Source organism: Ruegeria arenilitoris (genome assembly GCF_013031355.1).
Taxonomy (GTDB): Bacteria; Pseudomonadota; Alphaproteobacteria; order Rhodobacterales; family Rhodobacteraceae; genus Ruegeria; species Ruegeria arenilitoris_C.
Genome location: NZ_WPZO01000004.1, coordinates 1 through 22,844 on the forward strand (window position 1 = coordinate 1; position 22,844 = coordinate 22,844).

Here is a 22,844-nt window from a genome sequence, read left to right on the forward strand (position 1 = left end):
CGTCCCACCGTCTCGCCGGTGTGTCCCGAGCGCCTCAGCAGCGCCGGTGAAGGGGTATTTACGGATTGGGCCCGGGACCTGCAACCCCCATTTTGAAAAAACTTCACATTTCTCCGCAGAAACTTGCTCAGCTTAATGAAATCAATATGTTATCTTTAGATTTTCCGTCGCTGATCCGCCAATGCCCGGTCTGGAGCAAGGGAATCCACGGCCTTTCTTCGGAATCGTACCCAATGCTTGGTAGGCACCTCAGAGTCGGGGCATGAAATACGCCGCCCGAGTCTCCTCGGGCGGCGCAAATCACTGCGATGGTCGCGGGGTTATTTCAGATCAAAGCGATCCGCGTTCATCACCTTGTTCCAGGCCGAGACAAAGTCACAGACGAATTTGCCCTCGGCAGCTGCCTGACCATAGACCTCGGCCAGCGCCCGCAGTTGCGAGTTCGAACCAAAGACGAGATCAACTCGGGTGCCGGTCCACTTGACCTTGCCGCTGGCGCGGTCATGACCTTCATAAACACCCTTGCCTGCGGGCTTCCATTCCGTGCCCATGTCCAGAATGTTGGTGAAGAAGTCGTTACTAAGTGTTCCGACACGGTCCGTGAACACACCGTGTTTGCTGTCTCCGAAATTGGCGCCCAGCACACGCAGACCACCAACCAGCACCGTCATCTCGGGCGCGGACAGGGTCAGCAATTGCGCCCGGTCAACAAGCAGCTCTTCGGGCGAGACAGTGTAGTCAGCCTTCTGATAGTTGCGGAACCCGTCAGCAATCGGCTCCATCACCGAGAAGCTGTCCACATCCGTCTGCTCTTGCGTCGCATCGGTACGACCCGGAGTGAACGGAACCTCAACATCCTGCCCGCCAGCTTTGGCGGCCTGCTCGATACCGACAGCACCGGCCAGAACGATCACATCCGCCAGAGACACCTTCTTGCCACCCGACTGAGCATCGTTGAACGCGGTCTGAACACCTTCCAGTGCGCCCAGCGCCTTGGACAGTTTCATCGGCTCGTTCACATCCCAGTCTTTCTGCGGAGCAAGACGGACACGAGCGCCATTGGCACCGCCGCGCTTATCCGATCCACGGAAGGTCGAGGCCGAGGCCCATGCGGTTGAGACCAGTTCGGATACCGACAGACCGGTTGCTGCGATCTTGGCTTTCAGGTCCGCCACATCCGCGTCGTCAACCAGATCGTGATCCACGGCGGGAACATTGTCCTGCCACAGCAGTTCTTCGGCCGGAGCTTCCGGGCCGATGTAGTTCGAGCGCGGACCCATGTCGCGGTGGGTCAGCTTGAACCATGCGCGGGCGAAGGCATCAGCGAATTCCTCCGGGTTCTCGTGGAAGCGCTTCGAGATCGGGCCATAGATTGGGTCCATGCGCATCGCCATGTCGGCGGTGGTCATCATGGTCTTGACCTTTTTCGACGGATCATGCGCCGCCGGGGCCATGTCCTCTTCCTTAACGCCGATCGGTTCCCAGATATATGCGCCCGAGGGGCTCTTGGTCAGGTTCCAGTCATAGCCGAACAGCAGGTCGAAATAGCCGTTGTCCCATTTGATCGGGTTCGCGGTCCATGCGCCTTCGATACCCGAGGTGGTGGTGTCGTCACCCTTGCCCGAGCCGAACTTGTTGATCCAGCCGAAGCCCATTTCTTCAATCGGCGCCGCTTCGGGATCCGGGCCGACCAAATCAGGATCGCCCGCACCATGCGCTTTGCCAAAGGTGTGACCACCCGCCACCAGCGCGACGGTTTCCTCATCATTCATCGCCATCCGGCCAAAGGTGTCGCGGATGTCACGGCCCGAGGCCAGAACGTTCGGCTCACCATCCGGGCCTTCGGGGTTCACGTAGATCAGGCCCATCTGCACGGCGGCCAGCGGGTTTTCCAGATCACGCTCGCCTGAGTAGCGGCTATGCGGGTTGTCGGTCGGCGCCAGCCATTCGGTTTCCGAACCCCAATAGATGTCTTCCTCGGGCGCCCAGATATCTTCGCGGCCACCGGCGAAACCAAAGGTTTTGCCGCCCATCGACTCGATGGCGCAGTTCCCGGCCAGGATCATCAGGTCGGCCCAGGAAATCTGGTTTCCGTATTTCTGCTTGATCGGCCACAGCAGACGGCGCGCTTTATCGAGGTTGCCGTTGTCCGGCCAGCTGTTCAGCGGCGCAAAGCGCTGGTTGCCGGTCGAGGCACCGCCACGGCCATCCGCCGTCCGGTACGTACCGGCGCTGTGCCAGGCCATACGGATAAACAGACCACCGTAGTGACCATAGTCGGCTGGCCACCAGTCCTGCGAATCCGTCATCAGCGCATAGAGGTCTTCTTTCAGCGCTTTCATGTCCAGCTTCTTGAATTCTTCGGCGTAGTCAAAATCCGCTCCCAACGGGTTCGATGCCGGCGTGTTCTGGTGCAGGATCGACAGGTTCAGCTGGTTCGGCCACCAATCCCGGTTCGACCGGGTACCCGCGCCATGCATTACCGGGCAACCGCCCGTTTTGGGGTTATCACTTCCGTCCATATCGATCTCCAATCCTGGCTAATTTCCGGCAGGTTCGCGCGGTCAAAACTCGGTCGATCAAGAGCACATGTAGATGACACTTTTACCCCGCCAAGGATGCGTGGTGCTTCCTGTGCAAGGTATCGGCGACTCTGTTGTCTTGTCCCTTCAAGAAGTAGCAAACCAAAGCCATGCAAAAAAGTTTTGTTTAGTGATGAGTTTAATAGGAAATGGTTATGATATTTTTAGAATTGGTCCTACCAGACAACAATAACCTTGGGTCACACCCCGGATAGGGCAATTGTTTTTTACCGCCGCTCGGCCACAGTCTTGGACAAGGTTGAGCCGGGCATCCTTCTGCCCGGTCGGGCAGGAGGGGGAATCGGAATGGAATTCGACTATGTCATTATCGGTGGCGGGTCCGCAGGTTCGGTGCTTGCCAGCCGTCTCAGCGAAGACCCACGCATAAGTGTTTGCCTGCTCGAGGCCGGAGGTCGAGGCAAAAGCATTCTGGTCCGGATGCCCTCGGCCGTTGTTGCCGCCCTGCCCGGACGTCCCAAGATCAACAACTGGGCCTTCGAAACGGTACCTCAACCAGGGCTGAACGGGCGGCGTGGATATCAACCCCGCGGCAAGGCACTGGGCGGGTCCAGTGCGATCAATGCGATGCTTTATGTAAGGGGTCACCGTCAGGACTATGACGGCTGGGCCGAACTGGGCTGCACTGGCTGGGGCTGGGACAGTGTCCTGCCCTATTTCAAACGGTCCGAGAACAATGAGGACGGCGGCGATGACCTGCATGGCGACAGCGGCCCGCTTCAGGTGTCACACCAGAAAGAGCCGCGCCCGATCACTCATGCATTCATCGAAGCGGCCGAGCAGATGCAGCACCGCCGCACCGATGACTTCAATCGCGGCGACAATGAAGGGGTCGGCCTGTATCAGGTCACACAGTTCCACGACCCGGCCAAGAACGGCGAGCGGTGCTCGGCCGCTGCGGCCTATGTCTTTCCGGTCATGGACCGCCCCAACCTGACGGTCATTACTCAGGCCCATGCCAAAGAGCTGACCTTTGACGGCAAGCGCGCGACCGGGGTGATCTATAAGAAGAAAGCCAAAGGGCCAGACATCACGGTCAGAGCCAAGCGCGAGGTGCTGGTCTGCGCCGGCGCCCTGAAATCCCCGCATCTGCTGCAACTGTCCGGGATCGGCGCCGCTGAGGAACTGTCCCAACATGGCATTACCGTGCGACACAACCTGCCCGGTGTGGGCAAGAACCTGCAGGACCATCTGGATTTCATCCTGTCCTACAAGACCAAGGACACCGATAATTTCGGCATCAGCCCAACTGCATCGGTAAACCTGACCCGACATCTTCTGCGCTGGCGCAAGACCGGTGTATCGATGGCGGCGACACCTTTTGCCGAAGGGGCGGGGTTTCTGAAAACCTCGTCCGATCTGGACCGGCCCGATATTCAGCTGCATTTCACCATCGCTCTGGTCGATGATCACGCCCGCAAGCTGCATTACGGCCATGGGTTCGCCTGCCATGTTTGCAAACTGCGCCCTGAAAGCCGTGGAACGGTTGGCCTGAACAGCCCTGATCCCTTTGACACACCCGCCATCGATCCGGCGTTCCTGTCCGACGACCGCGATCTGGACACGCTAATCAAGGGCGCGCGGATGATGCGGGAAATTCTTGAGGCCCCTGCCCTTGCCAGATACCGCCACAAAGAGATGTTCGGAACCGACACTGCCCGCACCGACGCCGATTGGGAACAGCACATCCGCGACCGTGCCGACACGATCTATCACCCGGTCGGAACCTGCAAAATGGGCGTGGATGAGATGGCCGTGGTCGACCCGGAATTGCGCGTGCGGGGCGTCGAGGGACTGCGCGTGGTTGATGCCTCGGTCATGCCGACGCTGATCTCGGGCAACACCAACGCACCGACCATCATGATTGCCGAGAAAGCCGCCGACCTGATCAAGGCCGCCGGCTGAACCTCAGACGTCTTTCATCAGGGCCTCCAGCCCGGTGCGATAATCCGGATACAGCAGGCGCACGCCCAACTCGTCCTTGATCCGGTCATTTCGGACGCGCTTGTTCTCGTTATAGAAGCTGCGCGCCATCGGGGTCATATCAGCCTCGTCAAAGGGAATGGCGGGCGGCAAAGGCAAGCCCTGCAATTCGGCCGCGTAGGAGATGACATCCTGCGGCGGCACCGGCTCATCATCGCAGACATTGTATATGGCGCCGGGATTGGGTGCGGCCATCGACGCGGCCAGAACCTGCGCAATATCCGCAACATGGATGCGCGAAAACACCTGCCCGGGCTTGATAATACGTCGCATCCCCGCCCGCTTGAGCTTTGAAAACGGTCCACGACCCGGACCATAGATACCGGCCAGCCGAAAGATATGGACCGGCAGTCCCGGGATGTTCCGCCATTGCTCCTCGGCCTTCACCCGCCACCGGCCGCGTTCGGCCGTGGGGGTGGGCGGAGTGGTTTCATCCACCCACTCCCCCTGATGATCACCATAGACGGCGGTCGTCGACAGGTATCCGACCCATTTGAATTGCGCGGCCCGTGCGGCGATCTCGTCCTGCAACGCAGCCAGAACCGGATCACCGTCCTTGTTGGGGGACGTCGAAATCAGCAGATGCGTCACGCCGTCCAGATCCGGAGTCTGCCCGGGCCAGATCAGCGGTTCAGCACCCGATGCGCGAATGGTGGGGGATTGGGCGGGATCGCGAGTGGTGCCGACGATGCGCCACCCTTGGGGTTTCAGTAGCTGGGACAAGGCTTGCGCCGAATATCCGTGGCCGAACGAAAAAAGAGTTCCTGTCATGTCGCCTTTGATGATCCGCAATTCCGGCGGATGCAAGCGCCTGCGTCTGAATACTTGATTCGAATCCCTCAATGCGCCTTTCTTTTAAGCATGGCTGAAAAAACACCAAACCTGCACACCGCTTATTCTTTGGAATCGCCCGAGGAGCATAAAGAACTCTATGCCGAATGGGCCGGGGATTATGACGAGACCTTCGCCGCGCGCGAGGACTACCAGCTTCATATTCACACGGCCCGTGCCTTTGTGGCCGCCGGTGGACAAGGCCCGGTTCTGGATGTGGGCGCGGGCACGGGGTTATGCGGCGCGGTGCTGGCCGGACTGGGCGTTGGGCCGATCGACGCCACCGATATCAGCGCCGAAATGCTGGATCAGGCGATGCGCAAGGATATCTACCGCGACGCGATCGAGGCCGATCTGAACCAGGGTATTCCGGTTCCGCGTGACAGCTACTCCGGCATCGTGTCCTCGGGCACGTTCACCCATGGCCATCTGGGCCCCGAGGCCCTGCCCGCCCTGCTGCGCATCGCCCGCCCCGGCGCGCAATTCGCCCTGTCGATCAACGCGCAGCACTATGAAAAGCTGGGCTTTGCCGAGGCGCTGCACAAATTGGCACAGGGCCAGATACACAACCTGACCCTGCCCGAGGTGCAGATTTACGGCGATCTGGCGGTGGGTCCCAACAAGGGCGACACCGCGCTGATTGCCCTATTCGAGCGGACGTGACCCTTACGTATACATCTGCTTCTTGAACGCCCGGGTCCGCGTCGTCGCCTCGGCTGACCCGTCATGATAGGTGCCGAACCACTTGTCGAAGGGAATCTCAGAGGTGCCATAGTTGCACTCGAAATACCGGTGATGCAGCTGGTGGAAGAAATCCCCGGCACGGGCGGCATCGGTATCCCCGGCCTTCAGCTTCTCAAAGCCTGAATGCGACAGGACCGGGCTGATCTGCTGGAAATAGGTGTGGAACAGCACATGCAGCGGGTGCGACGGCACGATCAGGTGGATGAAGTAGGTGGTGAAGTAGAGCAGGTTTTCATACCAATGGTTCGAAATCCCTGACCACGGCCCGATATTGACGTTCCGGTGATGCACGGCGTGGACGTGTTTATAGAGCTTGGGGTGATGCTCCAGCCGGTGCGCCCAATAGAAATGCAGCCCCGACCACATCGGAATGAACAACATCCAGACCACACACCAGACCGGTGCGCTGGCCCATGTCACGGTGGGGACATAACCGTTGGCCATCGCCCAGTAGATGATCCACTGATAAACGGTCGCCACCGTCATGGCGCTGCCCAACGTCCACCAGATATTGTCCCAGACCTGATTGCGGAAGGTGAAGTTGCCATTGTCGCGGGTCAGGTCGCGTCGGTCGAATTTCTTGTACATGCCCTGACCTTTGCGCATGTAAAGCCACCAATGCAGGCTGCCAGCGATCAGGATCTGAGGCACCATGTTCAGCAGCCAGATGCGGAACATCCAGCCCGGCGCAAAGTTTTGCATCGTCTCCAACGCCGGGAAGAAGAACACGTAGGCCGTGACAGCCAGCGCCATGCACAGCGTCAGTGCCGTGATCTGCAGCCACGCGCCGCTATACCATTTCAACACGGCAGCGGGGCGCGGAGGCCAGTTGAACAACGGATTTAGCCCCACCGGACCTTCGGGGTGATAGTGCCAGCGGGCGGCTTCGGGGTCCTGAGCGGTGTCAGTCATGGCAATACCCTTTATTTGGCGTAGTCGGGTTATGTGGCGTAGTCGGAGCCTTCGGCATCCAGCAGAGCCTTGATCTCGCGCAGATGTGCCTCGGCCTGATCGGGATAGTCGTCCAGTTCCCGTGCAGTCTTCTCGGCAATCTCATCCGACAGAACGCGCAGGGGCTGACCGGTTTGCAGCGCGCGAATATAGGTTTCCGCCGCCCGTTCGAAGTAATAAAGGCGATTGAAGGTATCCGCCGGGTCACTTCCGATCACCAGAACCCCATGGTTGCCCATGATCATGACCTTTTTCTTTGGGTCCGACAGCATCCCGGCGCAACGCTCGCCTTCGCTTTCAAAAGCCAGACCACCGAACTCCTGATCGACCACGTAGCGGTTGTAAAAGGTGGCCGTGTTCTGATCGATCGGAGGCATCGAACTGTCCGCCAGTGAGGCCAGAACGGTAGCAAAGATCGAGTGCACATGCATCACGCAGCGCGCGTGCGGGCAGTGCCGGTGGATCGATCCGTGCAACCCCCAAGCGGTGGGATCAGGCGCGCCGGGCTGGGACATCACGTCGGGGTCGTTGGCATCCAGAAACAGCAGATTCGACGCCGTGATCCGCGCGAAGTGCATCTGGTTGGGGTTCATCAGGAACTGGGTGCCGTCCTCATTCACCGCAAGACTGAAATGATTGGCCACGCCTTCATGCATGTTCAGCCGCTCGGTCCAGCGGAAGGCCGCGGCAAGGTCCACGCGTTCCGCCCAGTGGTCGATATTGGGACGCAGGTTGGTGACTGTCATTTCGGGCTCCTGTTGGAAATAACTCGGACTTTGGAAAAGCGTGCCTGCGGCGCGAATGTTTGACCAACGAAAAAAACAGACCTATCTCATTAGTTGAGCTTATGGCAGGGTTATGCACATGCAGAATTCACTTCCTCCGCTGGGCTGGCTGCGCACGTTCGAGGCCTCTGCGCGTCATCTGTCGTTCACCGGTGCGGCCCGGGATCTGAACATGACCCAAAGCGCCGTCAGCCAGCAGATCAAATCGCTGGAAGGTTATTTGGGGCAGCCCCTGTTTGTGCGCCGCCCGCGCGCGCTGGAACTGACCGAGGCCGGCATCACTTATCTGCCAGTGGTGCGCGAGGCGTTCCGGACACTGGTGCGCGGTACGAAGGCCGTCACCGGGGCGCAGCAGAACGCGGTGCAGGTGCAAAGCAACATCAGTTTTGCCGTCAACTGGTTGGCCCCGCGTCTGCCGCAGTTTCGATCCGAACACCCAGAGGTGCAGCTGAACATCTTTACCGAGCTGTGGGAGCCGCGCGAGATGGCTGAGGGCGCAGCTGTGGAAATCCGCTATTCCCTGCGGCCATCGGACACTGTGCGAACAGAGTTGCTGCGGACCGATCACTATTACCCGGTCTGCGCCCCCGGTTTCGCAGTGACGCTGGAGACGTTGCAGCAGCAGCCGCTGTTTGACTGTTCCAACCTGATGTCCAACTGGGCGAGTTGGGCAGAAGAACAGGCTCTAAATTGGGATAATCCGCCGATTACCTATTCGACCACCTATCTGGTTAGCCTGTCCGTCGCGATGGCCGGAGGGGGCCTGTGCCTGACCCACGACACCATCGCCCGCGACCTGATCCGGCAGGGGCGATTGGTAGCCCCTTTCGCCCATCGCGCGGTGATGCCCGAGGCCTATTACCTGCTGTTGTCCCCACAGGCCGAGGAAACTCCGGGGGCACTGGCCTTTGCCGATTGGCTGCGGCGCGAGATGGAGGTGGACCGATTGGCGTGACCGGGGCACTCCCGCCCATCGTCAATGCCGCTGCGCGACCTCTCCTCTGGTTGGGCCGGGCAGCGCTGACGCGCTGCGTGACGGTTTGATGATAGCTGTGCGCTGGGGGTTGCACCTTTTTGTGCATTCGGGAAAGTTGAACCATGGAATACACGCCTTTCCCAAGCTGGCCCGATGTCGCCCCCAAATTGATTGCAGTCGCCGCAGGACGCGAGGCCGCCGACACGGTCATTCGCGGCGGGATCTGGGTGAATGTCCACAGCCGCGAGACGCTGCCGGATCATGACATCGCCATTGCGGCGGGGCGCGTGGCCTTTGTCGGGCCGGACGCATCGCATTGCATTGGACCCGACACACAGATCATCGAAGCGAACGGCCGTTACATGCTGCCAGGCCTGTGCGATGCCCATATGCACATCGAATCGGGCATGTTGACCCCGGCCGAGTTTGCCCGCGCGGTGATTCCGCATGGCACCACTTCGATGTTCACCGACCCGCATGAAATTGCCAACGTGCTGGGTCTGGACGGCGTGCGGATGATGCATGACGAGGCGCTGATGCAGCCGGTGAACATCTTCACCCAGATGCCGTCCTGCGCGCCCTCGGCACCCGGGCTTGAGACCACGGGATATGAGATCACCCCCGAAGACGTCGCCGAGGCGATGAACTGGCCTGGCATTATCGGGCTGGGTGAGATGATGAATTTCCCCGGTGTGATTCATGGCGACCCGAAGATGCTGGCCGAGATTGCCGCGACTCAACGGGCGGGCAAGACAGTGGGTGGGCATTACGCTTCGCCGGATCTGGGGCCTGATTTCGCAGCCTACGTGGCTGGAGGGCCGGCAGATGACCATGAGGGCACCTGCGAGGCCGACGCCATTGCCCGGGTGCGGCAGGGGATGCGGTCGATGATGCGGCTGGGGTCGGCCTGGTATGACGTTGAAAGTCAAATCACAGCTGTCACTGAAAAGGGGCTGGACCCGCGCAACTTTATCCTGTGCACGGACGACTGCCACTCTGGCACGCTGGTCAAAGAAGGGCATATGAACCGGGTAGTGCGCCACGCGATTGCCTGCGGATGTGAGCCGCTGATTGCATTGCAGATGGCGACGATCAACACCGCGACCCATTTCGGGCTGGAACGTGAGATCGGCTCGATCACGCCGGGACGGCGCGCGGATGTCATTCTCAGCTCGGACCTGACAGAGTTGCCCATCGAAATGGTGATCGCCCGCGGTCAGGTCATCGCCCGGGATGGCGCGATCACAGTGGACTGTCCGCACCTGAACTGGCCGGACACTGCCCGCAATACCGTGCATCTGGGCCACGCCCTGACCGCGGAGGACTTCGAGATCAAAGCGCCCGCCGGAGCCAACCGTGTACGGGCCAACGTGATCGGCGTGGTCGAAAACCAGGCTCCCACCAAAGCATTGAAGGCCGAGTTGCCGATCATCGGCGGGCTGGTCGAAGGCGAAGGCAAAGTCTGCCAGATCGCGCTGGTCGAACGTCACCGCGCGACCGGAGGGGTGACCAACGCCTTTGTTTCGGGCTTTGGATACCAAGGCAAAATGGCAATGGCCTCGACCGTCGCCCATGACAGCCACCATATGATTGTGGTCGGCACCGACCGGGATCAGATGGCGCTGGCGGCGAACCGTTTGGCCGAGGTTGGCGGCGGCATCACCATTTTCCGCGATGGAGAAGAACTGGCGCTGGTGGAGTTGCCGATTGCCGGGCTGATGTCCGACAGCCCCGCCGCCGACGTTGCCGCCAAGGCGGAAAAGATGGTCGAGGCGATGCAGGCCTGCGGCTGTCAGTTGAACAACGCGTATATGCAGCACTCGTTGCTGGCTTTGGTCGTGATCCCGGAATTACGGATTTCCGACCTTGGGCTGGTGGATGTGCGCACTTTCGAAAAGATAGACCTTCTGGAACCTCTTGCATGACAATAATAAAAACACCTGACGTCCCGACGCCTGAAAAATTTACCGACCCCGCCGCCGCCGTGGCCCGTCTGGAAGAGCTGTACGAAAAGGCGACGCAGTTCCTGTGCGACAGCTTTGCCAAAGCGATGGAACAGGGCACTCCGGCCGAGCGGTACAGGGCCTTTTACCCGGAAATTCGCATCAAGACGTCCTCCTATGCGCAGGTCGACAGCCGGCTGAGCTTTGGCCACGTGTCCGAGCCTGGAACCCACGCAACAACGGTGACACGGCCCGACCTGTTCCGATCCTACCTGACGCAACAGATCGCCCTGCTGATCAGGAACCATGATCAGCCGGTGACGATTCAGGCATCCGACACGCCTATCCCGGTGCATTTCGCCGTGGCCAACAACCCCGATCTGGTGGTGCCGCATCAGGGCGCCGCCGGGTTCACCCTTCGCGATGTATTCGACGTTCCGGACCTGACCACCACCAATGACGACATCGTCAACGGGGTGCATGACGCGAATGACGAGATTGGCCCGCTGTCGCTGTTCACAGCGCAAAGGGTGGATTATTCGCTGGCCCGGCTGTCACATTACACGGCGACCGACCCGAGCCATTTCCAGAACCACGTCCTGTTCACAAACTACCAGTTCTACGTGTCCGAGTTCGAAAACTACGCGCGCGAGCAACTGGCCGATCCGGACAGCGGCTATACCAGTTTCGTCTCGACCGGGAATGTCGAGATCACCACGCCCGACGCTGTGCTGGAGCAGCCGCTGAAACTGCCTCAGATGCCGACCTATCACCTGAAACGCGCGGATGGGGCGGGGATCACACTGGTCAATATCGGGGTGGGTCCATCGAATGCGAAAACTGCCACCGACCATATTGCGGTTTTGCGCCCGCATGCCTGGCTGATGGTCGGCCATTGCGCGGGCCTGCGCAACACACAGGCGCTGGGGGATTTCGTGCTGGCCCACGCCTATCTGCGCGAGGACAAGGTGCTGGACGACGACCTGCCCGTCTGGGTTCCGATCCCGCCGCTGGCCGAGATTCAGGTGGCTTTGGAACAGGCCGTGGCCGAGGTCACCGAACTGGAAGGGTATGAGCTGAAGCGGATCATGCGCACCGGCACCGTTGCCTCGGTCGATAACCGCAACTGGGAACTGCGCGACCAGTCCGGCCCGGTTCAGCGCCTGAGCCAATCGCGCGCAATCGCGCTGGATATGGAAAGCGCCACCATCGCCGCGAACGGCTATCGGTTCCGTGTTCCTTACGGCACCTTGCTGTGCGTGTCCGACAAGCCTTTGCACGGGGAATTAAAGCTTCCAGGCATGGCCTCGGCGTTCTATACCACTCAGGTCAGCCGTCATCTGGCGATCGGAATACACGCGATGGAACACTTGCGCGGGATGCCGTTGGAGCGTTTGCACAGCCGGAAATTGCGTTCGTTTGACGAAACAGCCTTTCTCTGAAGCAAAAAAGCAACGATTTCCCCATATTTTTAGGGTTTTCCGCGCTACTATTCGTTGTGTTCGTCCACAATATCCCGTTACAGTTACGCGGTGAGGCCCTATTTATCGGGCACGTTAAGGAGACCAAGAAATGGCAAAGCCTATGACAAAGACTCAGCTGGTTGCTGCTCTCGCTGAGGAAATGGGGACAGACAAGAAAGCCGCGAATGCTGCGCTGGAGGCCATGACCGGCCTGATCACCCGCGAAGTTTCGGCCGGCGGCGCAGTCACCCTGCCCGGCGTTGGCAAAATCTACTGCCGCGAGCGCCCCGAGCGCATGGTGCGCAACCCCGCCACCGGCGAGCAGTTCAAGAAAGAAGCCGACAAAGTGGTCAAGATGACCATCGCCAAGGCACTGAAAGACAGCGTGAACGGCTGATTTCAGCTTTCACTGCGATATGATCAAGGGCCGCCGGTTGGGGGCCCTTTTTCTTTTGGACCATTTTGTTCGATCTCTTTTTTGCGCGCTTTGAGCCCAAATTGTTCAATCGGATAGCATAAGTGCCAGAGGTCCGTCTTTGGCTGCTAACCGTGACCAACCCGGTTTGGACCCGACCACAAGACGTGCGAACAAACGGTCTCGAATGAATAGTTCCGCGCCTTGATCGGTCCAGCCCACACTCAATTCGCCATCATTTTTTGGCGGATTGAAGCCTCCGGTAAATTCAGGTTTCACATACTCTGCAGAGTTTGCAAATGGCATGTTTTTGGAGAACTTCCATTCGTTCTCAACGGGTGCTGCTTTGCGGTTGTATAGCCAGCAGTCCGCCGTAACTTTCCCGCCTTCATCAAGCAGGTAGGCATAACCCGTTTTGCCATCGTCATCCAAAATCAGGGATTGCTGACCGTCGGGGCTGGTGTAGCGAAGCACTTCGTTGTCCATTCTTCGACTGTAAATGAATGCAGAAGCCAACAAAAGAATGTCGATGGGAATAACAGCTTTGTTCGGCATTGCGAACATTGGCTGAGTAGAAGCTGCGCCAAAGAAAAACGGGCGCCGAGACGCCCGTTTTTGTTTCATTACCATGGTTGATCAGTGAACCGTCTCAACCTTGTGGAAGTCCAAATCGCGGTCTTCGGGCATCGAGTCGATGCTCAGCACCTCTTTGCGCTTGCTGATCAGGATGTAGACCACACATGCCAGGTACAGACCAACCACAACTGCACCGATCCACTGGATCTGCAGCCACTGGCTCTGGAACAGCAGGGTCAGGACGAACAGCAGCGCTACGTTGCCGCCTACATAGACCAGTTTGCCCAGACGCTCGACCGTCATGTTCAGGTTGTCGGTGTACAGACGGATCAGCGAGTCCAGCGAGTTGATCACGAAAGTCACGCCCACGATCACCATTGCAATGTTGGTGATACCTGCGGTGTCGATGCCGTTCAGGTGGTAGTAGTAGAGAACGGTGAACCAGATACCCAGCGGGATCGACGGGAAGATCAGCAGCGCCGCCAGCAGCTGCCATGTAGTCAGACCACCTACAAAGCGCGAGGTGAACTGGCCGATCATGATCGACCATGCGAACCACCAGAACAGGTAGAAGGCGTGGTAATCGGTCAGCGGCAGGACGAACTTGTGGATGTTCGTGAAATAGGCGCCGATGTTGCTGCCGGTTTCCAGGAACCCGGTAACTCCCATGCCGGCCGCTGCCCACATGCCAAGGATCAGGGCCAGGAACAGGAAGGTCGAGCCCACCGACAGGATACGCACGTATTTCAGGTCGGTCGAAGAATAGGCCGCAGCCAGAATCACGACGAACACGATGATATAGAAAGTACCGACCACGGACTCACCGTCGCCAACTTCTGGCAGGTAACCCGGCAGGTAGATCAGGAACAGGCTGGCGGTAAAGGCGCAGGTGCCGATGATGACGACGTTGTTGACCAGCTTGACCAGCGGGATTTCAAAGAACTTCACCCGCGGCTCGATCACGCAGAAATAGAACGCTGTCAGGAAGTAGAACGCCCAAATCAGGAAACCCCAGAAGCCGAACTCGATGGCCAGAGGATTGGCGAAAGCATAAGCCGGGTCTTCGGCATAGCCGCCGAACTCGGTCAACGGGAACATGATCAGGCCGACATCCAGACCGGATGTGAACAGGATCGCAATGAAAGTGAACAGATGGACGGGGGTTACGCCAACACAGCGCAGGTTCCACCACTTCACCACGAAGAAAGCGACCAGGCCCAAAGCCAGCAGGACGCCGAACGACAGGATGTACTCCAACAACACTTAACACACCTCCCATTATATTTCGGATGCGGCTGCTGTTATCTTTTATTGGCGAGTCAATCAATAAAAACGACCAATTCGTTAATGCTGTGGGCCGGATGTGCCTTTTTTGACGCAAAAAACGACCCACCTTGCGGTGAATGCGAAATTGATAAACAGTGCGCGAAAGTGCTGAGAGGGGAGCGGAATGGACCTTCGCGCCATTGCCATGGGGCTGACATTTGCGTTCATCTGGTCCTCGGCCTTTACCTCGGCCCGGATCATCGTCGCGGATGCGTCCCCGTTGTTTTCGCTGGCTGTTCGGTTTTTGATTTCTGGGCTGATTGGCGTGGCCATTGCACGTGCCATGGGTCAAAGCTGGAACCTGACACGACCGCAGTGGCGGGCGACGATCCTGTTCGGAATTTGCCAAAATGCCCTTTATTTGGGTCTGAATTTCTATGCGATGCAAACGGTTGAGGCGTCGCTTGCCGCCATCATCGCCTCGACCATGCCGTTGCTGGTGGCTTTGGCGGGCTGGCTGTTTCTGGGCGAAAAGCTGCGTCCGCCAGCGGTGCTGGGCTTGTTTGCGGGCTTTGCCGGTGTGGCCCTGATCATGAGCACACGGATCGGCGGCGGCGTTGACATGTTCGGCGTGACTCTGTGTTGCATCGGGGCCCTGGCACTGACCTTTGCCACGCTGTCCATTCGCGGAGCAACGTCGGGCGGCAATTTCATGATGGTGGTCGGGTTGCAGATGCTGGTAGGTTCTGCCGTTCTGTTTGTCGCGGCACCGCTGTTCGAAAAAATCTACATCCATCCGACCGTGCCGCTGGTGCTGGCCTTCACCTACACGACCCTGTTCCCCGGTCTGCTGGCAACATTGATCTGGGTCCTGCTTTTGGATCGAATCGGCGCCACCCGCGCGGCGACGTTCCATTTCCTCAACCCCGTCTTCGGCGTCACCATCGCTGCCATCCTGTTGGGCGAGAAACTGGGCCCGCTGGATGCGGTTGGGGTCGGGATCACGACACTCGGAATTCTGGCGGTTCAGCTGGCGCGGCAGCCTGCTCAGGGCAGCAAGGCCTCGACCTGACGCAACAGCTTGGGCGCATCCGGCTTTGTATTCGCGCCATAGGTGGCAGCAACCTCGCCATTGGGGTCCAGCAGGATCTTGTTGAAATTCCACCGGGGCTCAAACCCGGTCTGCGCTGCAACCGCCTTGTAGAAGGGATGCGCATTCGCACCTTTCACTGGCGTGATATCTGTCATCGGCAGGGTCAGGCCATAGTTCATCTCGCAGAATTCCTTGACCTCATCGGCCGAGCCCAGTTCCTGGTTGAACGAATCCGATGGCACGGCCAGAACCACAAGACCGCGATCCGAATACGCCTCATACACCTTTTGCAGAGACGCATATTGCCCGGTGAAGCCGCAGTGCGAGGCGGTGTTCACCACCAGAACCGGCTGCCCCCTCCAATCTTCGATCGACAAGGTGCCGCCGTCGATCGACGCGAACTCCCCCGACAACGGAGCGGCTTGCACCGTGCGGCCGAATAGGATCAGGACCGTCAAAACAAACATTCTGAACATGATTTGGCCTCCCTTTGCTTACATTACGTATCAAACCCGGTTGCAGATCACCCGCACGAACGCGCGAGGCCGCTGAAATAGGGCTTTGATTTCCCCGCCCCTGCCCCCAGATTATGCCACAAGTAAAACGACCGGAGGAGCCATGACCCGTTATACCAAAGACCCCGAGGCCATCGCCGCCCTGTCCCCCGAAGAGTTCCACGTCACGCAGCGCAGCGGGACCGAGCGTCCGGGCACCGGCAAATATTTGGGCAACAAGGAACCGGGGATTTATGTGGACATCGTCTCGGGCGAGCCGCTGTTCGCTTCGACCCACAAGTACGAATCCGGCTGCGGCTGGCCCAGCTTCACCAAACCGATCATCCATGAACATGTGGAGGAGTTTCACGACTCCACCCATGGTATGATCCGCACCGAGGTCCGCTCGAAACACGGCGACAGTCATTTGGGGCATGTCTTCCCGGATGGTCCGCGCGAACATGGCGGGCTGCGCTATTGCATCAACTCTGCCGCGCTGCGGTTCATCCATCGCGACGAGATGGAGGCCGAAGGCTATGGCGAATACCTGATCCATGTGGAGGATATTCAATGACCGAAGAACGCGCCGTACTGGCCGGGGGCTGCTTCTGGGGGATGCAGGACCTGATCCGCAAACTGCCGGGCGTGTCGGGTACCCGTGTCGGCTATACCGGCGGGGATGTGCCCAACGCCACCTATCGCAACCACGGCACCCATGCCGAAGGGATCGAAATCTGGTTTGATCCCACCACGATCACCTATCGCGATCTGCTGGAGTTCTTCTTTCAGATTCACGACCCGACCACGTTGAACCGTCAGGGCAATGATCGCGGCATGAGCTACCGCTCGGCCATCTACTATGTGGATGACGCCCAGAAACAGGTAGCTGAGGATACGATTGCCGATGTGAACGCCAGCGGCATCTGGCCTGGCAAAGTGGTGACCGAACTGGAACCCGTCGGTGACTTCTGGGAGGCCGAGCCCGAGCATCAGGATTACCTCGAGCGTATCCCGAACGGCTATACCTGCCACTTCCCGCGCCCCGATTGGGTTCTGCCCAAACGCGACGCGGCTGAATAAAGGCGTGGCCCCTGCGGGGGCTACCCTGTCGCCACCCGCGGGCGGCCGCTGGCCTCGACGGTGACCGTGGCCTCGACAAACACGTCCTGCGCCTCAATCCTTGCGGTTCGGATATCCCGGTCAACCACGACCCGGATGTCCTCGGCCCCGGCCTGACGCACAGCACCCTCGGCCTCGGAGCGCAATACGGATTCTAACAATTCCAACGCCGCGCTGGATTCGTTGAAATCCTGCGGTCCGTCTTCAAGGTGAACCCGGAACCGGCCCTCGGACGGGGATGTGACCGTGCCGGTTCTGCGCAGGGTCAGGCGTCCTACCACAGCACCGATAGCATTGGCCACGCCAGCATGTTCCGGCAGAATCATGCGACAGCGCAGACGCTCACCCACCGCAGGGTAGTAACTGGGCGCCGATGCCCCGAGACCAACCACATCGACGTTCAACATCGTATCCAGTGCCAACAGGCCGCGATGGCCGGACAAGCCCTTTTGCGTCAGAACATGCCGCGCCAATTCGGCGGACGGCACACCAAACGCCTCGGCTTCTTCGGCAAAAGCAGTCTCTAACAAGGTCAATGTGGTTTGTTCGGTCAGTTGATCGACGATGATCTGTGCCAGTTCCTCCGGCGTCTTGGCCAACCTGTCTCCGGTGCCTACCCGCTTGCGCGCGATCAGTTCCAGCGCCTTGTGGGCCGCATCCGTATCCCAGGCGTCCAACCGACCCAGAACATGGCTGGCATCCGATGGCGTCACGCCCGAGACCTGAACGATTCCGCGATCCACCAACCGCGCCAGGGCCCCGTTCTCCATCCGGGTCCGCAGCAGGTCGCTGAGTGGCAGGACCTTGTCACCCAGCCTTTCCAGCAGGTCCTCTTCCCGCGCGCCCAACCCCTCGGCGTGAATGCCGGGAACGCGGCGTGCAAAGCGGGTGTCATGCTCGCCTACCGTTGTCGCCCGCAGTTGCGTATCCAACACGGCATGAACAGCCTCGGGCGCCTCAGATGCGATCAGCGAAACGGGCAGCACCCGCCGCGGCCCCAGAAACACGCCGCCGCCCAGCCCTTCAGTCATCACATGCACCTGACTGTCGCCGCCCAGACCGTGGGTGCGCATCGCGACCGCCTCGACCATGGTGCGGAAGCCACCGACCTGCGCGCCAGCGGGATCAATCGCAGGCTTGCCGTCGCGGATCAGCGCCACATCGGTGGTCGTGCCTCCGATATCCGACACAAGGGCGTTCTCAGTGCCTGTCAGCCAGCTTGCGCCCACAATCGAGGCCGCCGGGCCGCTGAGGATGGTTTCAATCGGCCGTTCACGCGCCTGCTCGGCGCTCATCAGGGCACCATCCCCACGCACGACCATCATCGGCGCAGTGATACCCAATTCCAGCAACCGGTCCTGCGCGCGCCCGATCAGCCGGTCGATCATCCCGATCAGCCGGGCATTCAGCACCGCGGTCACTGCCCTCTTGGGGCCGTTCAGCTTGGCTGACAAGTGATGCGAACAGGTGACCGGAGCGCCCGTCTTTTCCGAAATGATCCGCGCCGCCTCCAGCTCATGCGCAGGGTTCCGTGTGGCGAACTGCGCCGCAATGGCAAAACCCGAAATGCCTTTGTGAGAGTCTAAAAACGCCTCAAGCGCCGCCACATCCAGCGGTGCAGCTTCGCCGCCGGCATGGGTGTGACCACCCCCGACAACCAGCGCCGGATCACCTTTCAACGCATCCCGCAGCCCGTGCTTGTCCAGATCGCAGTCCTTGAACCCGATATAGATCAGCGCGACGCGCCCGCCCTGCCCTTCGACCAGCGCATTTGTCGCCAAGGTGGTCGACAGCGACGCCATCGAAATCTGCTCCGGCGCCACCTGCGCCGCATCCAGAACTGCCTGAATCGCCTTGCCTACGCCAATCGCCAGATCTGCCCTCGTGGTCAGGGACTTGGCTGAGGCGATAACCTCACGCTCATCCCGGATCAGCACCGCATCCGTGTAGGTTCCGCCCGTATCCACCCCCAAAGCCAACGCCATCGGGTTCTCCTTCCTGTTCGCTGTGGATGGGTTTAGCGGTTTGGACCGACACGTCCAGCCTGTTTGCGGCACTTATGCCAATCGTTGCACCGCCCAGCGCGCGGCGTCAGCAACAGTGGGGTCCGGGTCATCCGTCAAACCCTGCGCGACGGGCCGAAGCTCGGCCCTTCCCGAGTTTCCGATGGCATAGAGCACATTGCGCACAAACCGATCCCGCCCGATGCGTTTGACAGGCGATCCTGAAAACTTCGCACGAAACGCCGCATCATCCAGCTCGGCCAATTCCGCCAGAGCAGGTGCTTTCAAATCATCCCGGGCAGCATAGCGTATATCACTGGCCGCAACAGCAAACTTGTTCCACGGACAAGCCGCCAGGCAATCGTCGCAGCCGTAAATCCGGTTGCCGAGCTTGCCCCGCAACTCTTCGTCCACCGGGCCTTTGTGCTCGATGGTTAGATAGGAAATGCAGCGCGTTGCATCCAACTGGTAAGGGGCCGGAAAGGCATCGGTCGGACAGGCATCCAGACAGGCTCGGCACGAGCCGCAATGGTCCATCTCAGCCATGTCCGATGGCAGGTCCAAAGTGGTAAAAACAGACCCTATAAAGGCCCAATTCCCCCAATCCCGACTGACCAGATTGGTGTGTTTTCCCTGCCAACCCAGCCCGGCAGCGTAGCCCAAGGCCTTTTCCGGCACAGGAGCCGTATCGACAAAGACCTTCACCTCGCCGCCCGCCTCGGCGATCAGCCAGCGTGCCAGCCGCTTCAGCCGTTTCTTGACCAGATCATGGTAATCCTTGTTCTGCGCATAGACTGAGATCGCCGCCTTGTCCGGGTGATCCAGCACCTCGGTCGGGTCATGGTCCGGCGCATAGCTCTCGGCCAGCATGACCACCGACCGTGCTTCGGGCCAGAGTGCTGCCGGATCACCGCGCCAATGGGTCCGCTCGGCCATCCAGCCCATCTGACCGTGATATCCGGCCTGCAGAAACGCCTCCAACCGTGCCGGAACTTCTGGCACATCCCATGGCCGACACACACGACAGGACACAAACCCTTCGCTCAGCGCCTGCGCCACCAGCTTGTCTTTTAAACCCGATCCGCTTTTCATCTGGCTACAAATATCCTCAGGGGGAATCGCGCACCAGCGCGATTGGGGGGCAGACAGCCCCCGCTACCCTATCAGAAATCAAGATCCGCGTAATGCAGCGGCGGCCGGAAACCCGGCACCTGATCCGCAAGGATTGACCGAAACGCTGGCCGCGACTTGATCTTGGCGTACCAGTCCTTGACCGCAGCGGATCGGTTCCAATCCACGTCTGAAATATAATCCAGCGCCGACAGATGCGCCGCGGCGGCAAAATCCGCCAAGGTCATCTGATCGCCCGCCAGCCAGCGCCGATGATCCAGCAGCCAGGCCATGTAATCCAGATGGTATTTGATTGCGCGGGCCCCTTCCTTGACGTTCTTGCTGTCCGGATAGCCCTCACCGGTGACCTTCTTGTTCACCCGCTCATACAACAGTTTCGAGGTCACCTCGTGATGAAACTTGTCATCGAACCACCCCACCAGACGCCGCACTTCGTACCGGGCCTCGGGCGTTTTCGGCATCAGCGGGGGTTCAGGGCGCGTCTCTTCGATATATTCGCAAATGGCGGCGCTTTCCGACATCACACGCCCGTCCAGACGCAGAACCGGCACTTTACCGGCGGGGTTGCGGCGCAGGAAATCCGGGTCTTTCTCCCAGTATCGTTCCTCGACCAGCTCAACCTCGATCTTCTTTTCCGCCAGGGACAGGCGGACCTTGCGGCAATACGGGGACAGGGGAACGTGAAACAGACGCGCCATGGGCTTCCAATCGAACCAGTGAATACCCCATCAGCTTTAGCCTTGAGGGGCGATGAGTTTCAATCCTCGAAACAATCCGCGCGACCATCTGCGCGGATGGTGGCCGCTCCGTCCAGGATCGACGCAGCCCGCCGGCGCGTGCGCACCGAGGGGTCAGTGACCGACCGATTGCGGGGCGAGGGCAGGATCGCCGCGATCCGCGCGGCCTGCACCGGGCTCAACCGGGACGCCGGTACGCTGAAATTGCGCTGAGCAGCGGCCTCAACCCCGAAAACGCCCTGCCCGGTTTCGGCGACGTTCAGATAGACCTCGAGAATGCGCTGCTTGCTCCAGAAAATCTCGACAACCGGAGTGATCGAGGTTTCCAGCGCCTTGCGTACCCAGCTTCGACCCTGCCACAGGAACACGTTCTTCACCACCTGCTGCGTGATGGTCGACGCTCCGCGCGTACCGCCGTTTTCCAGCGCATCGCGGATCGCTTCGACGTCAAATCCCCAATGCAGGCAGAAATTGGCATCCTCGGCCGCCACAACCGAACGCGCCATGACCGGAGAGATCTCTTCGATCGGTACCCAATCACGCTCGATCTTGCCCAGCCGGCGCCATTCGGACCAGATCGTATGGGTCACCGGCGGGTTCACCACCGAATAAAGCACCACCAGCCCGACCACAAAGACAATCACCCCCACCACAGCCCGAGTCACCCAACGGCGAATCCGCAGTGTGGTTGGTTTCTTTGCCTTTGACGCCTTGCTTTTCTTACTGCTCGACTTGCGCGCTGCTTTTCTTGCCATGCCTTTGCTATACGATGCGGCGCTTGGGTTTGAAACGGTTTAAATCGCCAGCGCTCGCGCCTCGCGCGGGCGGATGACCGGGCGTGCGGTTTCCGGCAGCACCGGGTTTCGGTCCCGCAGTTCCGGGAACAGGCGCAGTACTTCGGCCTGTGTGTCACGATCCGACTGTGTCACCGCGTGTCCCGGATAATAGCTTTCGCTTTTCGCCCCATTTGCGATGACGATCTCATGCCGCGAGAACAGCAGGTGGATATATTCGATCTCATCGCTTTCGACACGAGTCACCGTGTCATCATTGACCAGACAATGCGCGGCGATCAGAACCTCAGAATGGCCAAAATGGTAAGGTGCACGCCAATCCGCGACCAGCATCCGGTGCTGCGGCGATACCATCAGTGGACGCTCCAGACCCAAAACCCCGGCCTCAAACCGGATCGGGGCCAGTTTGCCCCGCGCCTCGACACGAGTTCTGCCCACCCACAGCAAAGGCTGCGCACCGTGATCAACAGTGGTGATCATATCCCCCGGCTGCAGATCTTCGACCCGACGCTGCCCGTCAGGCGTTTCGATCATGGTACCGGGTGTGAAACAAGGCGGGCCCAAGGTGCCAACGTCCAATGGCCCCTGCGTTGTAACGAAGGTCGACGATACAAAGGTGCCACTTTGCAACACCTTGCCATCAGTCGGAGTAAATACCCGCGTTCCATCCGCAAGGTAAAAGGTCGTGCCGACATAGGTGACATTCCCCTGACCGGGCACGTTGATCGTTACCGTGTCCCCAGGCCACGACCGGGTGACATCCACACCGTTGACGGTGTCGTTGTTGAACCGATCGATATCACCGTCGTCGTTCTGATCTACCAGATCATAAACCTGCACCGTCAGCGTCGTTCCCGCCGCAGGCGGGTTTGCCGGATCCATGTCAAAGAACTGGTCAGTATAGGTCGCTGGCATAGGTCTGCTCCTGCCTACTCGTCAC

Annotated in this window: 22 protein-coding genes; 10 read left to right on the forward strand and 12 right to left on the reverse strand. The window is 59.8% G+C overall.

The annotated features are described in order from the left end of the window. Window positions 1-320: 320 nt before the first annotated feature. The gene (gene katG, locus GOX63_RS11005) at window positions 321-2,522 is read right to left on the reverse strand and encodes a catalase/peroxidase HPI (protein WP_170326029.1); all 2,202 of its coding nucleotides are present in this window, start codon (window positions 2,520-2,522) and stop codon (window positions 321-323) included. Window positions 2,523-2,595: 73 nt separating this feature from the next. Between katG and GOX63_RS11010 the strand changes: the two genes are divergently transcribed. Together GOX63_RS11010 and GOX63_RS11015 are read left to right on the forward strand one after the other, a co-directional pair. Further along, window positions 2,596-2,775 carry a hypothetical protein gene (locus GOX63_RS11010; protein WP_170545741.1) on the forward strand — a complete coding sequence of 60 codons (180 nt, stop codon included), beginning with the start codon at window positions 2,596-2,598 and terminating at the stop codon, window positions 2,773-2,775. A gap of 113 nt (window positions 2,776-2,888) precedes the next feature. Next, window positions 2,889-4,505, forward strand: a complete 1,617-nt coding sequence (locus GOX63_RS11015) for a GMC family oxidoreductase (protein ID WP_170326030.1) — start codon at window positions 2,889-2,891, stop codon at window positions 4,503-4,505. Window positions 4,506-4,508: 3 nt separating this feature from the next. Here the strand turns inward: GOX63_RS11015 and GOX63_RS11020 are convergent, their stop codons facing one another. Next, window positions 4,509-5,354, reverse strand: coding sequence for an SDR family oxidoreductase (locus GOX63_RS11020; RefSeq protein WP_170326031.1), 846 nt, complete (start codon window positions 5,352-5,354; stop codon window positions 4,509-4,511). A gap of 90 nt (window positions 5,355-5,444) precedes the next feature. Here GOX63_RS11020 and GOX63_RS11025 point away from each other — a divergent pair, with 90 nt between their 5' ends. Then, window positions 5,445-6,077: a class I SAM-dependent DNA methyltransferase gene (locus tag GOX63_RS11025; RefSeq protein WP_170326032.1), complete on the forward strand. Its 633-nt coding sequence runs from the start codon at window positions 5,445-5,447 to the stop codon at window positions 6,075-6,077. 3 nt (window positions 6,078-6,080) lie between these two features. On the opposite strand, the gene GOX63_RS11030 is transcribed toward GOX63_RS11025, so the two are convergent. Continuing rightward, window positions 6,081-7,070: a sterol desaturase family protein gene (locus tag GOX63_RS11030; RefSeq protein ID WP_170326033.1), complete on the reverse strand. Its 990-nt coding sequence runs from the start codon at window positions 7,068-7,070 to the stop codon at window positions 6,081-6,083. Window positions 7,071-7,099: 29 nt separating this feature from the next. Beyond that, a complete protein-coding gene (locus tag GOX63_RS11035) occupies window positions 7,100-7,855 on the reverse strand; it encodes a class II aldolase and adducin N-terminal domain-containing protein (RefSeq protein WP_170326034.1) in 756 nt (251 codons plus the stop codon). Window positions 7,856-7,973: 118 nt separating this feature from the next. On the opposite strand from GOX63_RS11035, the gene GOX63_RS11040 reads away from it, so the two are divergent. The 4 genes from GOX63_RS11040 (at window position 7,974) to GOX63_RS11055 (ending at window position 12,673) form a co-directional block, all read left to right on the forward strand. Further along, complete coding sequence (locus tag GOX63_RS11040) at window positions 7,974-8,849, forward strand: LysR family transcriptional regulator (RefSeq protein WP_170326035.1); 876 nt, start codon at window positions 7,974-7,976, stop codon at window positions 8,847-8,849. A 143-nt stretch (window positions 8,850-8,992) separates the two neighbouring features. Continuing rightward, window positions 8,993-10,795 carry an adenine deaminase gene (ade, locus tag GOX63_RS11045; RefSeq protein ID WP_170326036.1) on the forward strand — a complete coding sequence of 601 codons (1,803 nt, stop codon included), beginning with the start codon at window positions 8,993-8,995 and terminating at the stop codon, window positions 10,793-10,795. Further along, a complete protein-coding gene (locus GOX63_RS11050; RefSeq protein WP_170326037.1) occupies window positions 10,792-12,255 on the forward strand; it encodes an AMP nucleosidase in 1,464 nt (487 codons plus the stop codon). The genes ade and GOX63_RS11050 overlap by 4 nt, the downstream gene beginning before the upstream one ends. A gap of 130 nt (window positions 12,256-12,385) precedes the next feature. Beyond that, window positions 12,386-12,673, forward strand: a complete 288-nt coding sequence (locus GOX63_RS11055) for an HU family DNA-binding protein (RefSeq protein WP_039533371.1) — start codon at window positions 12,386-12,388, stop codon at window positions 12,671-12,673. 105 nt (window positions 12,674-12,778) lie between these two features. Here GOX63_RS11055 and GOX63_RS11060 read toward each other — a convergent pair whose 3' ends face one another. Both GOX63_RS11060 and GOX63_RS11065 read right to left on the reverse strand, forming a co-directional pair. Further along, window positions 12,779-13,315, reverse strand: coding sequence for a hypothetical protein (locus GOX63_RS11060; RefSeq protein ID WP_170326038.1), 537 nt, complete (start codon window positions 13,313-13,315; stop codon window positions 12,779-12,781). A 12-nt stretch (window positions 13,316-13,327) separates the two neighbouring features. Further along, complete coding sequence (locus GOX63_RS11065) at window positions 13,328-14,524, reverse strand: BCCT family transporter (protein ID WP_170326421.1); 1,197 nt, start codon at window positions 14,522-14,524, stop codon at window positions 13,328-13,330. 193 nt (window positions 14,525-14,717) lie between these two features. Here GOX63_RS11065 and GOX63_RS11070 point away from each other — a divergent pair, with 193 nt between their 5' ends. Next, window positions 14,718-15,605 (forward strand): DMT family transporter, encoded by an 888-nt coding sequence (locus GOX63_RS11070; protein ID WP_170545744.1) that lies wholly within the window; start codon window positions 14,718-14,720, stop codon window positions 15,603-15,605. Here the strand turns inward: GOX63_RS11070 and GOX63_RS11075 are convergent. After that, window positions 15,581-16,102, reverse strand: a complete 522-nt coding sequence (locus tag GOX63_RS11075; protein WP_170545747.1) for a glutathione peroxidase — start codon at window positions 16,100-16,102, stop codon at window positions 15,581-15,583. The two genes, GOX63_RS11070 and GOX63_RS11075, sit on opposite strands and share 25 nt — an antisense overlap. Window positions 16,103-16,244: 142 nt before the next feature. Between GOX63_RS11075 and msrB the strand changes: the two genes are divergently transcribed. Both msrB and msrA read left to right on the forward strand, forming a co-directional pair. Further along, window positions 16,245-16,694, forward strand: a complete 450-nt coding sequence (gene msrB, locus GOX63_RS11080) for a peptide-methionine (R)-S-oxide reductase MsrB (protein ID WP_170326041.1) — start codon at window positions 16,245-16,247, stop codon at window positions 16,692-16,694. Beyond that, window positions 16,691-17,200 carry a peptide-methionine (S)-S-oxide reductase MsrA gene (gene msrA / locus GOX63_RS11085; protein ID WP_170545749.1) on the forward strand — a complete coding sequence of 170 codons (510 nt, stop codon included), beginning with the start codon at window positions 16,691-16,693 and terminating at the stop codon, window positions 17,198-17,200. Before msrB ends, msrA begins: the two co-directional genes overlap by 4 nt. Before the next feature lie 20 nt (window positions 17,201-17,220). Here msrA and GOX63_RS11090 read toward each other — a convergent pair whose 3' ends face one another. From GOX63_RS11090 to GOX63_RS11110, 5 genes are all read right to left on the reverse strand, one after another. After that, the gene (locus tag GOX63_RS11090; RefSeq protein WP_170545752.1) at window positions 17,221-19,224 is read right to left on the reverse strand and encodes a hydantoinase/oxoprolinase family protein; all 2,004 of its coding nucleotides are present in this window, start codon (window positions 19,222-19,224) and stop codon (window positions 17,221-17,223) included. A 72-nt stretch (window positions 19,225-19,296) separates the two neighbouring features. Further along, on the reverse strand, window positions 19,297-20,334 hold the full coding sequence (gene queG, locus GOX63_RS11095; protein WP_170326044.1) for a tRNA epoxyqueuosine(34) reductase QueG: 1,038 nt from the start codon (window positions 20,332-20,334) through the stop codon (window positions 19,297-19,299). A gap of 71 nt (window positions 20,335-20,405) precedes the next feature. Further along, complete coding sequence (gene fzlA / locus GOX63_RS11100; RefSeq protein ID WP_170326045.1) at window positions 20,406-21,071, reverse strand: FtsZ-binding protein FzlA; 666 nt, start codon at window positions 21,069-21,071, stop codon at window positions 20,406-20,408. Between the two features lie 59 nt (window positions 21,072-21,130). Beyond that, window positions 21,131-21,865 (reverse strand): monofunctional biosynthetic peptidoglycan transglycosylase, encoded by a 735-nt coding sequence (gene mtgA / locus GOX63_RS11105; RefSeq protein WP_170326046.1) that lies wholly within the window; start codon window positions 21,863-21,865, stop codon window positions 21,131-21,133. 39 nt (window positions 21,866-21,904) lie between these two features. Beyond that, window positions 21,905-22,819 carry a Hint domain-containing protein gene (locus GOX63_RS11110; RefSeq protein ID WP_170326047.1) on the reverse strand — a complete coding sequence of 305 codons (915 nt, stop codon included), beginning with the start codon at window positions 22,817-22,819 and terminating at the stop codon, window positions 21,905-21,907. Between the last annotated feature and the right edge of the window lie 25 nt (window positions 22,820-22,844).